We start from the raw sequence: 17,194 nt of genomic DNA, 5'->3' as shown, positions 1-17,194 counted from the left end.
GCGCGGGCGTAATCTCTAGCGCTTACGGCGTTCGTTGGCCTTTTTCCGAAGTGGCGGATTGGATCGTCTATAGCGAACACCCGCGCGGCGATTCAGGGCATCGGAAATCTCACGCTGCCATCGCTCCTCCGGCAAGTGCTCAATGAACCGGAGCAAAAGCTCAATCTGCCCCAGTTTGATTTTTCCGGTAAACCATCGGGACATCGTAGGTTCGTTTACCCCGAGCAGGGCAGCGATGTCTTTTTGTGTGAAGGTGTCCTTTTTTGCAGACGACAAAGCGCCGCGCAAGGAATGCAGTAATTGATTGGCCCGTTGCATTCTGATTTCATTATTGATAACTTTATTATTGAAAAAGCAATATCTGTTCTGCATTTAGATTCAGAAAAACCCCATGTTAACGGACTGGCTGAACATTACGCGGGTCAAGGTTGAGGGAGCGGAACGTCTCTACCCCAATGGAATCGATTGGCACCTCACCCCAGGAGTAAACGCGATCGTAGGCGGAACAGGCCTCGGCAAGACGACGTTGGTCTACGCGACGCAATTCGCGATCTTCGGCAAGCTGATCGTCGAGGGGGACCGGATCGAGAAGGACTTCTTCAAAGATCGGCTGACGAAGCGGACTGGCGCGACGCTGACCAAAAATCCCCCGTGCGTGCACGTGGAATTTAAGATCGGTGCGACTGAGTTCGTCATCGAGCGCAATCTCCTTACCGGCGCGCTTGTGACCGCTACCTGCAACGGCGCCGCGCTCAAAAGCACGCAACTTGAGCAGACTCTCGCTACCAGTGTCGGCCTAGCGACCGACTTCGAGGGCGCACTGCGATTGCAAGAGCATCTCTTCTTTTTTGGCGAGGGGCGCTACCTGCTTGCGTGGCAAAATTTGGTCCAGCATGAGCTCGTAAATCTGCTGATGTCAGACCATGCGTCGTATGCGCTCCTGGCCGAGCTGTGGGAAAAGGTCGAGTCGGCGGATAGCGATGCGCGCAATATCAGCGCCCAAGCTCATCGCTTCGAAAAGGACCTAAAGGATCTGAAAAAATTGACGGAGAAGCCGACTGCCGCACTTGCGCGGCGAAGCGCGGAAAATCAGCGCGTGATGAACAAGAAGGAGCTCGACGACGGGCTAGCTGCTGTGCGCAAGAGACTCGCGGCCGATACCCGGCATGAGGAAGACCTCGCCAAGCGCATCGCCGCTGCGCACGCGCGATTCCACCAACAGCTCTCTACGGTCGAAGCGCAGCAGGGCACCGACATGGACGAGGCCGTTTTGGCCGCTGCGCTCGCCGACCCAACTGTCGCGTCGGTGCGTCGCGCGTTGGCCGATTTTTATCGGGCGCCCGACGAGCGTGGGTGCCCATGCTGCGGGCGCACAGGTTTAGATCTCGCGGTGACGGAATTCGCTGCGGTCGCCGCCGCCAACGCTCGAAACGGCAGTTGCGTGGTGTGCAGCAAGGCCCTCCCCGCCGAGCGCGCAAAGGGAGGGGTTGCCGGCGCGGCCGGGTCGCATGAAGCCAACCAGCGTGCCGAGGCGTTGCAGGCGCTGTTGTTCGAACGGGAGCAGACGCGGAGTCGACTGGCAGCCCTGCGCGAGGAGGAGGCGCGGATCACAGCCGCTGTTGCGCAGGCGCAGGAAGATGAACTGGAGAGCATGCGGAAAAATCCCGCGTCGGTCGCGCACTCGATGGAAATCGCGATCAAGCAGATGCGTGAGCGTGAGAAGCAGGCTCGGGAGCGCTGCAAGAAGCACATGGTCACGCTGAAGAAGGAACTTGCGAAGACGAATGCCGTCTTCTCGAAAATCAGCGAGGACATCGCGGAGGCCTTCAAAAAATACGCGAAGCTCTACCTGGACGAGCCATGCGATGTCGCCTTCCTCGGCGAAGGCGATGTTCCCGGCAAGCGTGGTCCGCAGGTGAAAGCTCCGCACTCGGCTTTTTACCCGGTGATTTCCGGGGAAACGCGTCCTTCCGCGCAGGCTCTGTCGGATGCGCAACGCTCGTTTGTTGATCTCGCGTTCCGCATGGCGGTCGTCGAGGTCTGGCACAAGCAGACGCACAAGACCGTGACGTTGTTTGTCGAGACGCCCGAGGGCGCGGTCGACATCGCCTACATGGAGCGTGTGGCGAAAATGCTCCGCACCTTTGGCGAGCAGGGGCACACGATGGTGATTACCACGAACCTCAACAACGACATCTTCCTCCCGGAAGTGATGGCATCTCGCGCCAAAGCGGATCGCTCATCGCATGTCCTGAATTTGCTTGCTGAGGGCAGTCCGCGGCCGGTGCAGAAGGCACAGCAGTCTCGCTTCGACCGCATCCTCAAGCTCGTCGCGGATCGCGCCCAAGCCAAATGAAAAACCGAACCCTTCTCGTGCTCGCGTTGATGGCGGCGAACGACCGCTGGGGCCAGCCCGCCGTCCTCCGCACTGTGCTGGTAAAGCAGGCGTTCCTCGCCGAAACGATCCGGCCGCTTTATGGGGTGTGGCTGCGCACGTTCGGCTTCGTGCGTTACCACTACGGCCCGTGGTCAGCCGAGATCTTCAAACGGTTGGATACGCTGATTTGCAACGGGCTCGTCGAGGTGATCAAGGCCGAGCAGCGCGGTGGCAAGATGGAAGCCCATTATCGCATTACGCACGCGGGCCATCGCGTTCTTGCGCAGTTCGCCGATTCCGATCTGGTGCCGTTGGCCACCGACTTAGTGTGGGCTTTGCAGACCCTCGGCGTCGAACAGGCAACCACTATCTGTAAGCTGGTCTACGAGGAAGCGGAGTTCGCCCGGCTCTTCGCTGAGCATCAGGCGGCAGGGATTGGCGCCGAAACTCAGGTGCCATTGCCGGCGGTGACAGCGGCGAATAACGAGACCTTCACGACCCTCGCGATCCTGCAGGCCTTGATGCGCCGCGGCAAGGACCTGCCGGCCTTGGCGCCCCGCGACGTCGTCCGAATCTTTCTCAAGTCGCTGGCGGCGCAACTTCCCTCAGCCAATGCGGCCAAAGGGGCGGCGGCATGAGTAGCGCGCTGTTCACTCTGGCGCATCTCGCGACGCACGAACAAGCCTTCGGCGCCGTGGCGCAGCGACTTGGATTTTCGAGCGCCGGAGATATCGAGCGATTCCTTTTCAAAGCTTACGGCAAGGCATTGCGAAAAATCCCGACGGCCAATCGCCCCAGAGGAGCGATCTTTTTTTTGGAGGCACCCGCCGTTTCCGGCGCGCTGCCCGCGGAAGCGGATTTGCTGACGGCGATTGAAGCGATCCACCACGACGTCGGGTCGAAGGTCTACAGCCTGCGGCTTGATCTCGCGGCGGGCGGAACCGTGCCCCACGATCTGTCCGCCGAGGAAAAAAGGATGATGTCCGGGAACATGTGGCCGCGGAGCGCGGCTCAGATGGTCAGCCGGCAGGAAAAGCGATGCGCGGTGTGGGCGAACGGTGTCGAGGCCGTCGTCTATCTGGACGGAGACACTTATCGCGAGACGGTGAGTGTCGTCGACGAGCTGCCCTCGGGCGTGTCGCGCGCCGCCGACCGGTTACCATGGGACGACGGGGCGATAGTATTTGAATTCGGAAGCCACGAATTGAACGACACGAGCCGGGCCGGTGTTTGGTGCGTGCCCGGAAAGCACATCTTATATCCGAAGCCAGAGACGATGATGAGCCGTGCGCTCGGCAAGTTTCTCCGAATGCGACTCGCGTGCTATTTGCAGCATGCCGACGAACCCTACATCGAGAATTCCGGCCGTGCCGACATCGTGCTCACGCTGGTGGACGGACGGGTCTTTCTGATCGAGGTGAAATGGACCGGGATGTCGCTAACGAGCACTCAGGCGAGTGCGGCGACCGACGAGATCGTCGCCGCGTTGAAAGCCAAGACGAAGGGTTGGTTCACGACCTACGACGATTCGACCTTCGACGAAGGTGTGAAGCAGATGAAAATCTATTTTGCCAACGGCGGTTACGACAAGGCCTTCTTGGTCGTGTTCGACTGCTGCGCGCCGGCGGCGGGACGGACGGACGGCGACTACGCGATCAATCCCGCTCACATCGCACCACACTCTCTCTCCAGCTTTCGCGCGCTGCGTGCGTGCGTGGAGCCGCGCAAGGCCTCGACGGTGTCCAAGGCTACCAGTCCATGATCCAACTCGATCAAACCATCGCGGCGCCCTCGCCCGCGGCTGACTTCGCCGCTGCAGAGGCCCGTCCCGATTTCGCCCCCAATACCGCTCTGCCGCGGCATCGTTGGTATCGGTTCAAGGAGGGCTTTAGCGCCGGCCTGGTCGCGAGTTTTACCGAGGAATTTCTCCCCAAAGCCGGCGGTCGGTTGCTTGATCCGTTTCTCGGCAGCGGCACGACGGCGGTCGAGGGCGCCCGTCTCGGCCACTGCGTCGTTGGAGTGGAAACCAATCCTTTCATGGCATTCCTAGGTCGCGTGAAGTCGGGCAACTATGCCGGATTGCGAGACATCGAAAGCGTCGCAATGCGCTGTCTCGCTAACCGTCGCATTGCACCGGCCTTTCGGCTTCCCGATGACACGACCCTGATTGAACGCCGCGGGTTGGACAAGTGGCTGCTCAATCGTTCGGTCGCGCGCCGCTTCGAGCAAGTTCGGACCGCAATCGCCGACGTCAAACCAAGGGCACTGCGCAATCTGCTCACGCTCGCTCTCGTGTCATGCATCGAAGACGTTGCCAACGCGCGTAAGGACGGCAAATGCTGGCGCTATCGCTCCCAGTGGCGGAAGCTGAATTTTGACGCGCAGGCGCTGGATGATGCGTTCGCTACCCAAGTGCTCCGATTCGTCGAGGACATCGAAGGAATGCCACGCCTCCCGGGTTCTGCAACTGTGCTGCATGGCGATTCGCGCCAATGCTGCGATCACCTCGACGATGCCGACACTCACTTCGATGGACTGCTGACCTCGCCACCATACTTAAATTCTTTCGATTATACTGACATTTATCGGCCGGAGGTATTTTTGCTACACGCTGCCCGGAATTCTACGGAGCTGAGAAAAATCCGATTTAAGACTGTGCGATCCCACGTGCAGGTCGCTTGGGAAAATTCGGACCCGCTGCCCATCCCGCTGCTCCAGCAAAAGATCCGCGCGATTGGGGAGGCCGATCTGTGGTGCGGTCGAATTCCCGATATGATCAATGCATACTTCGTGGACTTGGATCGTGTGGTCGAGCAATGCGCTCAGCGCCTCAAGGTGGGTGCGACTGCTGGCTTTGTCGTCGCTGATTCCGCTTACAGTGGCGTAGTGATACCGGTGGACTTGATCCTGAGTGAAATTCTCGAACGGCGCGGATACGAGACGAAGAAGATCACAATTTTTCGGAAAACGCGTGGCAACGGCAACCACCAGCAGCGCTCGGAAGAGCGGCTGAAGGAAGTCATGGTCGTTGCCGAATACAAGGGCGCGTGCCGTATTCAATCCGCGAAACGAATTGCTTAGCCATCGTCACTGGCTTGACCACCGCGCATGAAATTTCCGAAGTCCTACGATTGCTACCTTGAGTTTACGCCCGGCGGGAAAGGCGTTCCTTACAATGGCGGCGATCCAAGGTCAGATGGTGAGACCAACCACGGTTTTCGATCGCTCAAGGGCAGGACGGACCAGGTCAGTCAAATTCCGGAGGTGCACGATGACCCCGCTTTGGCTCGGTTCCTGACCCTCGTGAACGCCAGCGAAACTGCGTTTTTCACCGTCGGCTGTGTGAGTGGCAAAGTTGCCGACGAACACGGATTCAGAATGAGCGGATACGTCGAATTCTGCATTAACGACAAGGTGTTGGCTGCGGATGCGGTGAATTACTTTAAGCTGTTCTGGCATTTTTCTCAGGCGCTTAGCGCAGCTCGGTTTGCGGAACGTGTTGCGCTGCATTGGCAGCTCCTTGGGGCTTTATTTCTCGAGGCGCGCACCGACGGCATGACCTGTCCAGTCATCATCAACACGCACTATCACAACAGCGAGGAATCCGCCTACTCCTGCTGGGCGAACACGCTGGACTTCTTGGCCACGTGTCTTGTTGAGCAAAGCGGCTCGCGCCTCGATCGAATTTACTGAGCAATTTAGCCCAGCGTAGGGTGCGGGCTGTGCCGAAAGTCGAAACGGTCTTGATTCGGGCCGCCAGATCGGCACCGCTCAAGCAGATGAAGACGCGGCCTTCGAGCAGCAGGAAATCGGTCAATGCCGTGAACGTCCATCCTGGCGAACTGTTGCGCGAGGAGTTTCTTCAGCCGCGAGGGATAACGGCGAAACAGTTTGCGAAGGATGCGAAGTTGCCCCTGCAGCGCGTGAAGAAAATTTTGCAAGGCAAGCTCAGCATCACTGCGGAAATCGATCGGTCCCTGTGCGCCTATTTCAATCAAATCTCTGGCTACTGGTTGCGCGTTCAATCCGCGCACGACCAACGCCGGCGGCGGCAACACGGGCGGCGACGCGATTTGAGCCAAGCGGCTAAAGACGCGACTGCGCTGAAAAACTCGTTTCGCGTGGAGAACGAACGCTTGATCGCCGAAGGCCGCGAGGACGAGATCCACCGTCGACAAATGAGGAATCTTGGCGTTTCAGAAAACGCTCGCGGTCGTCTCGTTTCGTTTGGCGGGTATCGTATCAGGTAGCGCCCCTAAGGCCATGAAGCGACCAACGCTATGGCCTGCGCATCCGAAGCCTTATGCCGGGGAGCTGCTGTCATGTTGGGTCGCGCGGATTGCCCACGCACACGGTCTAAAAATCCAGACCTTTTCGCAGCTCGTCTTCGGCCGCGAGTATCAGCTGTGGAATCGGGACATTGATCGTGGCGCACCAAGCTGGTTGCTCGCGACCTTGGCCGCACGAACCGGGACACCGATGAGAGTTGTGCGGAGCCTCACCATCGCCGCATTTCGGCGCCGCTTGTTCTGGCATTGGCACTCCTCAGGTCAGCTTCGCTGGGTAGCCCCGCTCGGCATTTATCATCGGACGCGCCGACTTCACGGACTTCAATTCTGTCCGGAGTGTCTCGCGGGTGACGACGAACCATATTTCCGGCTGGTCTGGAGAGCGGCCGTGCTAACGGTGTGCCCCGAACATCAGCTCATCTTGCGCGACCGCTGTCCGCGTTGCTACGCGGCGGTCGCGTTTCATCGCGGTGAAATGGGCCGACCGCACCGCACGATCACTCGACCGCTCTGCCGCTGTCATCGCTGTTCCTTCGACCTGCGCAGAGCACCGCAGCTCCGCTTCTCTCCTTACTCCGCTCCGGCGGGAGATCGCGCTATCGCGATGGCCAGGACGCTCGCAGACAGGGACCGGACCGGACTTGAGCGGGGACACCTCGATGTTTTGCATCAACTGGCCAAGGCCATGGTGTCTCCGCGCCGAAGCTCGCGGTTGCTCGAGTTTGTGCGGGCACGGTTGCACGCTCCGCGAGTCCTTGTGCCTCGCGGAAAATACGCTTTCGAGCAGCGAGGCGTCACGGAGCGACATCACGTGTTACAACTAGCACTTTCTCTTCTCGCGACACCGTCGTGGATCGTCGAGGCGTGGGAATCTGGCGACGTTTCTTACGCCGATTTGAGCCGCGACTTTCCTGATTCTCCGGAATGGTATCGACGACTGATCGCTCCTCTCAACCGCCGGGCGCGGACGACTCGGGTAACGTCTGCAAAAATCGTGCAATCGCAGCAGCAAAATCGGCGTGAGTTGCTCGGCTGTGCTTGAACCTCGCTAGCTTCAGCCCGTCCTCCAAGTCGATGTTACCCCAACGCCCTTTCTTTTCAACCAGCCGGCGCAACAGATCCTCGAGGAGAGCATCGCTCACATCGATTCCGTGAAACACCGCGAGAGGGTAGTTCTCGTTTTCCCGAATTTGAAACTCTACCAACAGCGCGCTCCCGTTCGGCGTCGTCACGTCGAACGCGCGGACAGATCGGCGGGTTCGTGTGGCCGAGTCGAGATATGCCCACTGTCTTTTATTGCGACCCTTGCGTGTCGACTGCTGCTTTTCGATCAGCGGCAAATACATGTCCTCGGTCGACCGACGCAGCGCCGCAGGAATCCCGCGTTGCGATAGTTCTACGGCGATCGCGGCCAGTCCAGGCAGCGAAGCTCGCAGCGCTGCGGCGCGGCGGCTTTCCATAGAGTCTTCTCCCACGCTGCCGGTCAGTTTCGCCTCGCCATGGTCCGACTCTGCGTAGCTCGGGTCACCTGCTGAAAAATTCGTCGTGTTCTGGTTGGGAGCGATAGTCGCTCCATAGCTGCTGGCTTTGTATCGGCACGCGGCTTTTTCGGTATGAATGATGTTCTTCCCCGCTATGTCCGAGAATTGGTCGGGGGATAAGCTGGGCACGTTCACTTCGATTCCAACTAGCGTGGTGTTTGGTGCCGTCGTGCTGTCCATCCGGTCCGCGTCCTTGGCCGCACGTGTTTCGTGCGCTCCGCGAAAAGCCTCGGGCAGTTGCGCCCGGGGAGGATCGTTGGCTCCGGGCGTGTTGTCGTTATCGGGGATGACCTCTAGCTCTTCGAACGGATACGGAGCCGTGCAGCCTAGCAGCTCATGCACCAACCAGCGGCCGTTTCTTAGGTGGATACCGCGGAGTCTCCAATTTGTTATTCCCCAAAAAGGCGGACGTGACGCGGGAAACATCGGCCGGTTGCGTAGATTCTCACTCTTGAGCCGATCATGCACCATCTTCGCACCCTGATTGGCTTCAGGACTCACAAGAATGCGTCCGATCACCCAGCAGTCTGCATTCTCAAACTCCTTCCGCCGTCGAACTACCATGCGCCGCTTTCCAGCGACCGTCATCGGTCCGGTCGCATCGGGATTGTAGATTGAGTTCGCGTCATGTGTGAACACGCCGTTGAAGATAGCCCGGGCTAAGTCCGAGGATCTCGCATAGTAGAAGCGTATCAATTCCGCCATCGGGACGATTATCCCAAACGGATCGTTGTTGTGTCGGATACCTAACACTCGCGTCCGGCCGAGGTGGACCTTCCCGAAATAGAATCGCTGGTCGCTATAGGGCACCAATCCATACTTCCCGTCGGGCTGGTATCCGAGGTGTGTTTCGACGCTAGTTGCGGGCGAGACATCCACGGCTGTTAGTTTGACGATCTGCTGCGCGGGATACTTGTAGTCCACCCGAAGGCCTTTGCGCCAGAAAGAGCCCATGGTTAGTAGTGGCAGGTATCCGACGAATACCTTGATCGTCACCGCGCTCTCGTAGTCGAAATCGTCTGCCTTCCTGGGCGCCTCACCAAGGGCGCGCACCATCACGACCTCAATTCGCACTCCGGCTTCTTGCTTTCGGTCAACCTTTCCGAGACCCTGTAAGTGCCACAGATGCTCGTCTTGCGGCATCTCTCTTATCGGCGGCACCTCCTTGCTCATCTCTCCAGCCTCAGCACATTTTATTGCTGTAGAGTAGCTGTCACCGCTGTAGAGTCCATTTTAGCGATGGAATTCACAACGCCGGTATACTTCTGCGACTGCTCGTCGGCGTGATAGCTGGAGCGGACGAGCGGGCCGGATTCGATCACGCCGATGCCGAGCTCGAGGCCGAATTTTTTCCAGTGCGCGAATTCCTCCGGCGGCACCCAGCGGTCGATCTTCCAGTGTTGGGGCGTGGGCTGGAGATACTGGCCGATCGTGAGGATGTCGGTCTTGTCGCTGGCGATGTCGCGGATCGTCTGGGCGATCTCGTCCTGCGTTTCGCCGAGGCCGAGCATGATGCCGGTCTTCGTGGTGAAGCCGCGGCTCTTGGCGTGGCGGAGCACGGAGCGGCTGCGGTCGTAGCGGGCTTGCACGCGCACGGGGCGCTGGAGGCGCTCCACGGTTTCGACGTTGTGGTTGAAGATGTCGGGCTTGGCGTCGAGGACGATGTCGACCTGATCCATGTTGCCCTTGAAGTCCGGCACGAGCACCTCGATGGCGCATTGCGGGCTCTTGTATTTTGTGGCGCGGATCGTGGCGGCCCAGACGCTGGCGCCGCCGTCCTTCAGGTCGTCGCGGGCGACGGAGGTGATGACGCAGTGGCGCAGGCCCATCTTGGCCACGGCGTCGGCAACGCGCGCGGGCTCGCCGAGGTCGAACTCGGTCGGGCGGCCGACTTGGATGGCGCAGAAGTTACAGGAGCGCGTGCAGATGTTGCCGAGGATCATCACGGTCGCGGTGCCGCGCGACCAGCACTCGCCGATGTTCGGGCACTGCGCGGACTGGCAAACGGTGTGGAGCTTGTTGGTCTCGACGAGTGCGCGGGTGGCCTTGTAGCCGGGGCCGGAGGGCAGCTTGGCGCGGAGCCAGTCGGGTTTGCGCGAGGTGGGAGTCATCGGAAGGAGCTACGAAAGGACACGAAGCCGCCGGGACGACAAGTGGGTTTTGTGCGCACTCGCGGTCTATCGCCCCGGCTGATGGCGGCGGCGTGCGGGTTAATCGCTGCTTACCGGGGATTTTCGCGCGCGGAGGCGCGGGCGAGCCGGAGATTGGTCGCTGCGTCGGCATCGCTCGGATTGAGGCGCAGGACCGCTTCGTATTCGGGGATCGCGAGTTCGGGGTGCCCGCTTTGGAAAAGGGCGTTCGCGAGGTTGAAGTGCGCGTCGGCATGGTCGGGGGCGAGCGCGACGGCGCGGCGGAGGTGATCGATGGCCGCGGGCAGGCGATCGAGCGCGAGCAGGCTGTTCGCGAGATTGAAATGCGCCGCGGCGCGATCGGGTCGGGTCCGCAGACTCCATGTGAAAGCGCGCACCGCGTCAGTGTGTTCACCGAGCGCCGCGTGCGCGTTGCCGAGGTTGTAGGCGGCCTCGGCGTGGTCCGGCTCGAGATCCAGGGCGTGTCGCAGCGGAGCGATCGCGTCGCGTGGCCGGCGATCGCTGATGAGCGCCGTGCCGAGGTCGTAGAGGGCAGTGACGTAGTTCGGCTGCAACTGCAGTGCGCTCTCGAAGCAGGCGATCGCCTCACGCGTGCGTCCGGTGCGGGCGAGCTGTTCCCCGAGGTTCAGATGTGCGCGGGGATTCGTCGGACACGCGGCGGCCGCATCGCTCCACAGGCCGATGGGCGTGGCGTAGACGCGATTGCGTTGCCAGGTCAGGCGGGCGCAAGCGAGCGCGGCGACGGCGGCGGCGACCAGCGCCACGGGACGCGGCAGCCAGCGAGCACCGGCCAGCACGATCGCGAGCAGCAGTGGTGCGAGAGCGAGATAGACACGGTGCTCGGCTGCGACTTGGGTGACGACGGGCACGACGCTCGAGCTGGGGGCGAGCAAAATGAAGTAGCTTGCGCCGAGGAACCCCAGCGGAGGCCGCCGCCAGAGCAGCCATCCAGTCGCAGCGATTGCTCCTACAGTGAAGATCGCGCCCGGCAGCACGGCGGCGACATCGACGCTCTGGAACGGGCCATAATCGAACGCCAGCGGAGAGGGCCAGAACACGAGCCGCACATAATGGGCGATCGCGGAGAGTTGCAGCGCGGCGTATTGTCCGGAACTGACCGGACCGGCCGTCCCCGCCGTGCCGCCGCGGCTGTGCGCGCTCACGACCAGCGCCGCCAGCAGCACCCACGAGGAGAGGAGGCCGAGATAAAAACGCCGGCGCGCTGCGATCGCGGCGACGAACGAACCGTCTGCGAAAGTGCGATCGTAGAGCAGGATCAGCAGCGGGGCTACCACCGCCGTTTCCTTGGTTGCGGCGCCGGCGCAGCTCGCGCCCACCGCCAGCGTGGCCCAGAGCCGTGGCCGCGCACTGGTGCGCGCGCGGAGCGCGGCGTAAAGCGTCGCCAGGATGAACAGGCCGGCGAGCGATTCCGCGCGTTGCACCGTGTAGGTGACGGACTCGGTTTGCAGCGGATGCAGCGCCCAGAGCAGCGTTGTGGCGCCGGCGATCCAGTCGGCATCGGGGCGTGCGGCCAAGGTTCGGCGCACGAGGCCGAAAAGGAGCAACGCCGCGGCGAAGTGGATCGCGAGGTTCGCGACATGATAGCCGAGCACCTGATCGCCGCCGAATGCGTGGTTGAGGGCAAAGGAGAAGTTGAGCAACGGTCGGCCGCTGACCGTCAGGCCGCCGGCGGGAGGACTCCAGGCGCGCGAAAGCGAGGCGAGCGTCGCGTTCTGCGCCAGCGACGGCAGGTCGTCGAAGACGAAAGGGGTGCGCAGACCCGGCCAATACGCGACGGTCAGCACAGCTCCCAGCAATCCGGCCCAGAGCCACGGCACGCGGGCGGAAGGACGTTCCGGTTTCATTGCGGTTGCTTGTGCCGGCGACGCGCGTCGGCGTTCTGCGGCTGGAGCGTGGGCGCGTGGTCGAGGGCGGAGGCGGCGCCGTCGCGGTTGCCGAAGATCGCGGGCGGCACAACGAGTCCGAGGCGCGCGCGACGGTCAAGTGAGATGGGGGGCGATGCGAACGCCGATTCGCTCATGCGTTGGCGCCGGCGAGAAACTCCGGCAGACGCGCGCGGAATTCGGCGGCGAGCGCGGCTTTCACTTCGGCGATATCCACGGTGCGGCCGAGTTCGAGCTGCAGCGACGTGACGGTGCCGTCGGCGGCGGTGATGCCGCAGGGGATGATGCCGGTGAAGGGAGTGAGGTCGGTGTTCACGTTCAGCGCGAAGCCGTGAAACGTCGTCCACTTTTTCACGGCGACGCCGATGGCGGCGATCTTGCGCTTCTCGATCCAGATGCCGGTCTTGCCGGGATTGCGGCCGGCGGCGAGGCCGAAGTGTGCGACGCTGGCGATCATCACGTCCTCGAGGAAACGCAGATAGGCGTGCAGGTCTTTGCGCGGCGCGAGGTTCACGATCGGGTAGCCGACGATCTGGCCCGGGCCGTGGTAAGTGATGTCGCCGCCGCGGTTGGTGGTGACGACTTCGATGCCGCGCCGGGCGAGCTCGGCCTGTTGCCAGAGGAGATTTTGCTCGGCGCCGCGGCGCACGCCCATCGTGAACACGGGGTTGTGCTCCGTGAACACGAGCGTATCGGGCGCGCGGCCGTCGTTGCGGGCGGCGACGAGTTCTTCCTGGCGTCGCCACGCGTCCGCATACGCCGTGCGTCCCCAGTCGACGAGGTCGAGGGCGGGAGCGGCGGAGTGGGCGGACGATGGCTCGGCCATGGCGGGACAAGCTTTCGCCGAGCTTCGGGGCGGGCGCAACTTTTCACTGGCGCGTCCGCGGAGCGTTAAATCGGTTTGCGGTCGGCCACTGCCATCGACTCAGTCCGGGCGCGGGCCAGCGCACCATGAGTAACTCACCTCTTCAAACGGACGACGCGCGTCGCCGCAGTCTGGAAGTCGTCAAAGGACTGGCAATCAGTCTGCCGTTCAGCCTCGCGCTCGTTGGCTCGCCGATTTGGGGCGTTTCGATCGGCACGCTGCTGCTCGGGATCGCGGCCGGCGTGCAGGCCTCATCGCCCGCAGCGCAGTGGAGATTTATGCTGAGCCACGTCGGGTGGATCGTTGGGGGCACGGCGGTCGGTTACATGGCCGGCGATATCGTGGCGCACTGGCCGGATTTCAAGCGAGCCGTCGTGGCCGGGTGGAACTCGGTCTGAAGCGCGGCGGCTAGAACCCAATTTCCGTTTGCCCCGGGCGGGGGCGCGCCCAATCGTGCGCGGTTCCATGAGCGAGAACCAGCAGGACATCACTCACGACCAGTTCGCCGTGCGGCGCCAAAAGCTGCAGGACATGCGCGCGGGCGGCTTTGATCCGTTCCAGGCCAGCGCGCCGCAGACGCACTTTTCCCAGGACGCCAAAGCGCTCTACGTCGACGGCCAGGATTACGCCGCGACGGCCTCGGTGGCCGGACGGCTCGTGACGTTCCGCGTGCAGGGCGGCAGCTCGTTCGTGAAGATCCAGGATCAGCAGGGGCAGATTCAGCTCTATTTCCGCAAGGACGTGCTCGGCGAGGAGCGCTACGGCGTCTTCAAGAAGCAACTCGATCTCGGCGACATCATCGGCGTGACCGGCGCGTTGTTCAAAACCAAGACCGGTGAAATCACGGTGCGCGTCGATGCGTTCACGCTCGTGTCGAAGGCGCTGCGTCCGCTGCCGGAGAAGTGGCACGGACTCACCGATCCGGAGCAGGTTTATCGTCAGCGCTACCTCGATCTCATCGTCAATCCCGAGTCGCGCCAGCGGCTGATGCTGCGCAGCAAGATCGTCGCGAGCATCCGCTCGACGCTCGCGAAACGCAGCTTTTTCGAAGTGGAAACGCCCGTCCTCGAAGGCGTGGCGGGCGGCGCGGCGGCGCGGCCGTTCACGACGCATCATAACGCGCTCGGCGCGGATTTTTTCCTGCGCATCGCGCTCGAGTTGCGCCTCAAGCGCCTGCTCGTCGGCGGCTACGACCGCGTGTTCGAGATCGGCCGCGTGTTCCGCAACGAGGGCGTCTCGCGCAAGCACAACCCCGAGTTCACCATGCTCGAGGTTTACCAGGCCTACTCGGATTTCGGCGGCATGATGGAGTTGCTGAAGGCGATCTTCGCCGACCTCTGCCGCGACGTGATCGGCGCGACCGAGATCAAGCACGCCGCGAGCGGCCAGATGATCAACTTCGCCGGCGAGTGGCGCAGCGTGCGCTATTTCGACCTGATCGATGAGGCGGCGGGCTTCGCGCTGAGTGGATTCCGCGGCAAGCCCGAGTATCGCGAGAAGGCGATCGAGGCCTGCGCCAAGCTCGGCCTTGAAGTGCATCCGGGTTGGGAAACGCACGAGGTCGTGAACGAGATTTTCGGCAAGAAGATCGAGCCGACGCTGATCCAGCCGACGTTCGTCACGCATCTGCCGAAGGAGCTGTGCCCGCTCGCCAAGCTGAACAAGGAAGACCCGGGCCTGATCGACGTTTTCGAGTGCATCATCGGCGGCATGGAAGTCGCACCGGCCTACTCGGAGCAGAACGACCCGTTCGTGCAGCGCGAGATGTTCGAGAAGCAGGTCGGCGAGGAGAAGCAGAACCTCGACAACGATTTCCTGCTCGCCCTCGAGCACGGCATGCCGCCCGCCGGTGGTATGGGCGTGGGCATCGACCGCCTGTGCATCCTGCTCACCGGCGCCGAGAGCATCCGCGACGTGATTCTGTTCCCGTCGCTCAGGCCTGCGGCCAGTTGAAGTTGAAGGTTGAAGTTGAAGCACCGAACCGCGCTCCTGATGTCCGCGTGCGCTACTTCAACTTAAACTCCTAAACCTAAACTGGCGCCGCGCCCATGCCCTGGCCGATCTATCTCGCCCTCAAGCAGCTGTTCCCGACCGGGCGGGTGTCGTTCTTCACGTTGATCTCGATCGTCGGCGTCGGGCTCGGCGTGGCGCTCATGCTCGTGTCGACGAGCGTGATGGGTGGCTTCGGTCACCAGATCCAGCGCATGATCATCGACACGCAGGGCGAGGTGCAAGTGCGCGCGCGCGGCGTGCTCGACCAGCGGCCGGCGGCCGCGACCGAGGAAGCGTTAAGGAAACAGGCCGGCGTCGCGAGCTACGCGCCGTTCGCGGCGGGTGTGGTGATGCTCGAGTTCGAGCGCCGACCGGCGTTTCCGGCGATCACGGGTTTCGACGTCGCGCGGATGAAGGAAGTCATTCCGCTGCAAAAATACCTCATTTCCGGCCGGCTCGACGACCTCGACGACGACTCGGTGATTCTCAGCTCGATCCTCGCACGATCGCTCGGCGTCCGCGTGGGCGACACAGTGAGCGTCTATTCGCCGCTGATGATGGAGCGCTTGAAACAGAACGAAGTGCTCCTCCCGCGCGAGGTGCGCGTCGCCGGCATTTTCCAGATCGGGCACCAGCAACTCGACAGCTCCACGGTGCTCTGCTCGCTGCGCCTGATGCAGGACCTCTATGGCCTCGGTCGCACGGTGCACGGCTACAACGTCCGACTGAAGCCCGGTGCCGACGAATATACCGTCGCCGCGCAGCTCAACGACGCGCTGCCGCCGCAGGCCTACGCGCTGACGTGGTTCGAATCGAACGCCGACTTCCAGGCCGTGCTCAGCTTCGAGCGAAACATGATCTTTTTCCTGCTCACGTTCATCATCGTCGTGGCGGCGTTCTCGATCACGAGTTCGCTGCTGATGTCGGTCGTGCGCAAGACGCGCGAAATCGGCCTGCTCGCCGCGATGGGCGGCAAGGCGCGCGATGTCGCGCTGTGTTTTTGCGCCCAAGGCCTCGTCATCGGCGTGGGTGGCACGGCGCTCGGACTCGGGCTCGGCTTCGCGCTGCTGCACTGGCGCGACAACATCGTGCAGCTCATCGCGCGCTTCACGATGGGACAGGAGGCGTTCGTGAAGTTCTATCAGTTCAGCTCGCTGCCGGCGCACACCGCGCCGAAAGACGTGGCGATCATCGTGATCTTCTCGCTGGCCGCCGCGACGCTCGCAGGGCTGATTCCCGCCTGGCGCGCCGCGCGCCTGAAACCCGTGGAGGCGCTGCGGAGTGAATAGCGCCGAGAAACACGACCATCTGGTAGGCAGCGCGCATGCGCGCGCCGACGACGAGGTGCGCGCAAGCGCGCTGCCCACCCTAAGTGGAGGGCGCCATGTCTGATGCCACGCCAGTCCTGCGCGCCAGTGGCGTGCGCAAAAACTACCGCAGCGGCGACGCGACGCTCGAAGTCCTGCGCGGCGTCGATCTCGCCATCGCGGCGGGCGAGAGCGTCTCGATTCGCGGCGAATCCGGCTCGGGCAAGAGCACACTGCTCAACCTCCTCGCCGGACTCGACCGGCCCGACACCGGTGAGATTTTCTGGGGCGGCGATGCGACCGCGAAACTCTCACTCAGCGAGCTCACCGCGCGCCGCGGCCGGTTCCTCGGGATGGTTTTTCAGGCGTATTACCTGATCCCGGAGATCGACGCGTTGGCGAACGTGCTCATGGGCGCGCGCATGCTCGGCTCGCCGACTGCCGCGCAGCGCGAGCGCGCGGCGGCGTTGCTGAAGCGCGTGGGTCTCGCCGATCGCGCGCATCACGTGCCGGCGCACCTTTCGGGCGGCGAACGGCAGCGCGTGGCCGTCGCGCGCGCGTTGATGAACCGTCCGGCGCTGCTGCTCGCGGACGAGCCGACCGGCAACCTCGACGAGCGGACGGGCGACGAGGTGATCCATTTGCTGCTCGAGGTTTGCGCCGAGGAAAACACCGCGCTTGCGCTCGTGACGCACAACGCCGCGCACGCGGCGAAGACGCAGCGGCAGCTGTTCCTGCATCAGGGACAGTGGCGCTGAGGCTGGCGGAC

Annotated in this window: 17 protein-coding genes; 11 read left to right on the top strand and 6 right to left on the bottom strand. The window is 62.6% G+C overall.

The window, feature by feature from the left end; genetic code table 11:
• Positions 1–15: 15 nt before the first annotated feature.
• The gene (locus tag KF715_15965; protein MBX3738191.1) at positions 16–372 is read right to left on the bottom strand and encodes a hypothetical protein; all 357 of its coding nucleotides are present in this window, start codon (positions 370–372) and stop codon (positions 16–18) included.
• Between the two features lie 19 nt (positions 373–391).
• Here KF715_15965 and KF715_15960 point away from each other — a divergent pair, with 19 nt between their 5' ends.
• The 7 genes from KF715_15960 to KF715_15930 all read left to right on the top strand — a co-directional run bounded on the left by KF715_15960 (position 392) and on the right by KF715_15930 (position 7,708).
• On the top strand, positions 392–2,356 hold the full coding sequence (locus KF715_15960) for an AAA family ATPase (GenBank protein MBX3738190.1): 1,965 nt from the start codon (positions 392–394) through the stop codon (positions 2,354–2,356).
• Entirely contained in the window at positions 2,353–3,015 is a 663-nt protein-coding gene (locus tag KF715_15955) for a PadR family transcriptional regulator (GenBank protein MBX3738189.1), read from the top strand. Before KF715_15960 ends, KF715_15955 begins: the two co-directional genes overlap by 4 nt.
• Positions 3,012–4,139 (top strand): hypothetical protein, encoded by a 1,128-nt coding sequence (locus KF715_15950; protein ID MBX3738188.1) that lies wholly within the window; start codon positions 3,012–3,014, stop codon positions 4,137–4,139. Before KF715_15955 ends, KF715_15950 begins: the two co-directional genes overlap by 4 nt.
• On the top strand, positions 4,136–5,458 hold the full coding sequence (locus KF715_15945) for a hypothetical protein (GenBank protein ID MBX3738187.1): 1,323 nt from the start codon (positions 4,136–4,138) through the stop codon (positions 5,456–5,458). Before KF715_15950 ends, KF715_15945 begins: the two co-directional genes overlap by 4 nt.
• A gap of 27 nt (positions 5,459–5,485) precedes the next feature.
• Positions 5,486–6,070 (top strand): hypothetical protein, encoded by a 585-nt coding sequence (locus tag KF715_15940; protein MBX3738186.1) that lies wholly within the window; start codon positions 5,486–5,488, stop codon positions 6,068–6,070.
• A 128-nt stretch (positions 6,071–6,198) separates the two neighbouring features.
• Positions 6,199–6,627 carry a HigA family addiction module antidote protein gene (locus KF715_15935; GenBank protein MBX3738185.1) on the top strand — a complete coding sequence of 143 codons (429 nt, stop codon included), beginning with the start codon at positions 6,199–6,201 and terminating at the stop codon, positions 6,625–6,627.
• 13 nt (positions 6,628–6,640) lie between these two features.
• Positions 6,641–7,708, top strand: coding sequence for a TniQ family protein (locus KF715_15930; protein MBX3738184.1), 1,068 nt, complete (start codon positions 6,641–6,643; stop codon positions 7,706–7,708).
• On the opposite strand, the gene KF715_15925 is transcribed toward KF715_15930, so the two are convergent.
• The 5 genes from KF715_15925 to lipB all read right to left on the bottom strand — a co-directional run bounded on the left by KF715_15925 (position 7,617) and on the right by lipB (position 13,087).
• Entirely contained in the window at positions 7,617–9,380 is a 1,764-nt protein-coding gene (locus KF715_15925; GenBank protein MBX3738183.1) for a hypothetical protein, read from the bottom strand. The genes KF715_15930 and KF715_15925 overlap by 92 nt on opposite strands.
• Before the next feature lie 20 nt (positions 9,381–9,400).
• Positions 9,401–10,318, bottom strand: a complete 918-nt coding sequence (gene lipA, locus KF715_15920) for a lipoyl synthase (GenBank protein MBX3738182.1) — start codon at positions 10,316–10,318, stop codon at positions 9,401–9,403.
• 110 nt (positions 10,319–10,428) lie between these two features.
• On the bottom strand, positions 10,429–12,222 hold the full coding sequence (locus KF715_15915; protein ID MBX3738181.1) for a tetratricopeptide repeat protein: 1,794 nt from the start codon (positions 12,220–12,222) through the stop codon (positions 10,429–10,431).
• Complete coding sequence (locus tag KF715_15910; GenBank protein MBX3738180.1) at positions 12,219–12,398, bottom strand: hypothetical protein; 180 nt, start codon at positions 12,396–12,398, stop codon at positions 12,219–12,221. Before KF715_15910 ends, KF715_15915 begins: the two co-directional genes overlap by 4 nt.
• Positions 12,395–13,087, bottom strand: coding sequence for a lipoyl(octanoyl) transferase LipB (lipB, locus tag KF715_15905; protein ID MBX3738179.1), 693 nt, complete (start codon positions 13,085–13,087; stop codon positions 12,395–12,397). Before lipB ends, KF715_15910 begins: the two co-directional genes overlap by 4 nt.
• 125 nt (positions 13,088–13,212) lie before the next feature.
• Between lipB and KF715_15900 the strand changes: the two genes are divergently transcribed.
• From KF715_15900 to KF715_15885, 4 genes are all read left to right on the top strand, one after another.
• The gene (locus KF715_15900; protein MBX3738178.1) at positions 13,213–13,524 is read left to right on the top strand and encodes a hypothetical protein; all 312 of its coding nucleotides are present in this window, start codon (positions 13,213–13,215) and stop codon (positions 13,522–13,524) included.
• A 67-nt stretch (positions 13,525–13,591) separates the two neighbouring features.
• Positions 13,592–15,079, top strand: a complete 1,488-nt coding sequence (lysS, locus tag KF715_15895) for a lysine--tRNA ligase (GenBank protein MBX3738177.1) — start codon at positions 13,592–13,594, stop codon at positions 15,077–15,079.
• A 95-nt stretch (positions 15,080–15,174) separates the two neighbouring features.
• Positions 15,175–16,407, top strand: a complete 1,233-nt coding sequence (locus KF715_15890) for an ABC transporter permease (protein ID MBX3738176.1) — start codon at positions 15,175–15,177, stop codon at positions 16,405–16,407.
• 95 nt (positions 16,408–16,502) lie between these two features.
• Entirely contained in the window at positions 16,503–17,183 is a 681-nt protein-coding gene (locus tag KF715_15885; protein ID MBX3738175.1) for an ABC transporter ATP-binding protein, read from the top strand.
• The last annotated feature ends 11 nt before the right edge of the window (positions 17,184–17,194 follow it).

Source organism: Candidatus Didemnitutus sp., from assembly GCA_019634575.1.
Lineage (GTDB): Bacteria > Verrucomicrobiota > Verrucomicrobiia > Opitutales > Opitutaceae > Didemnitutus.
The sequence above is the reverse complement of the archived record's forward strand: the minus strand, read 5'-3'. Positions and strand labels throughout refer to the sequence as shown.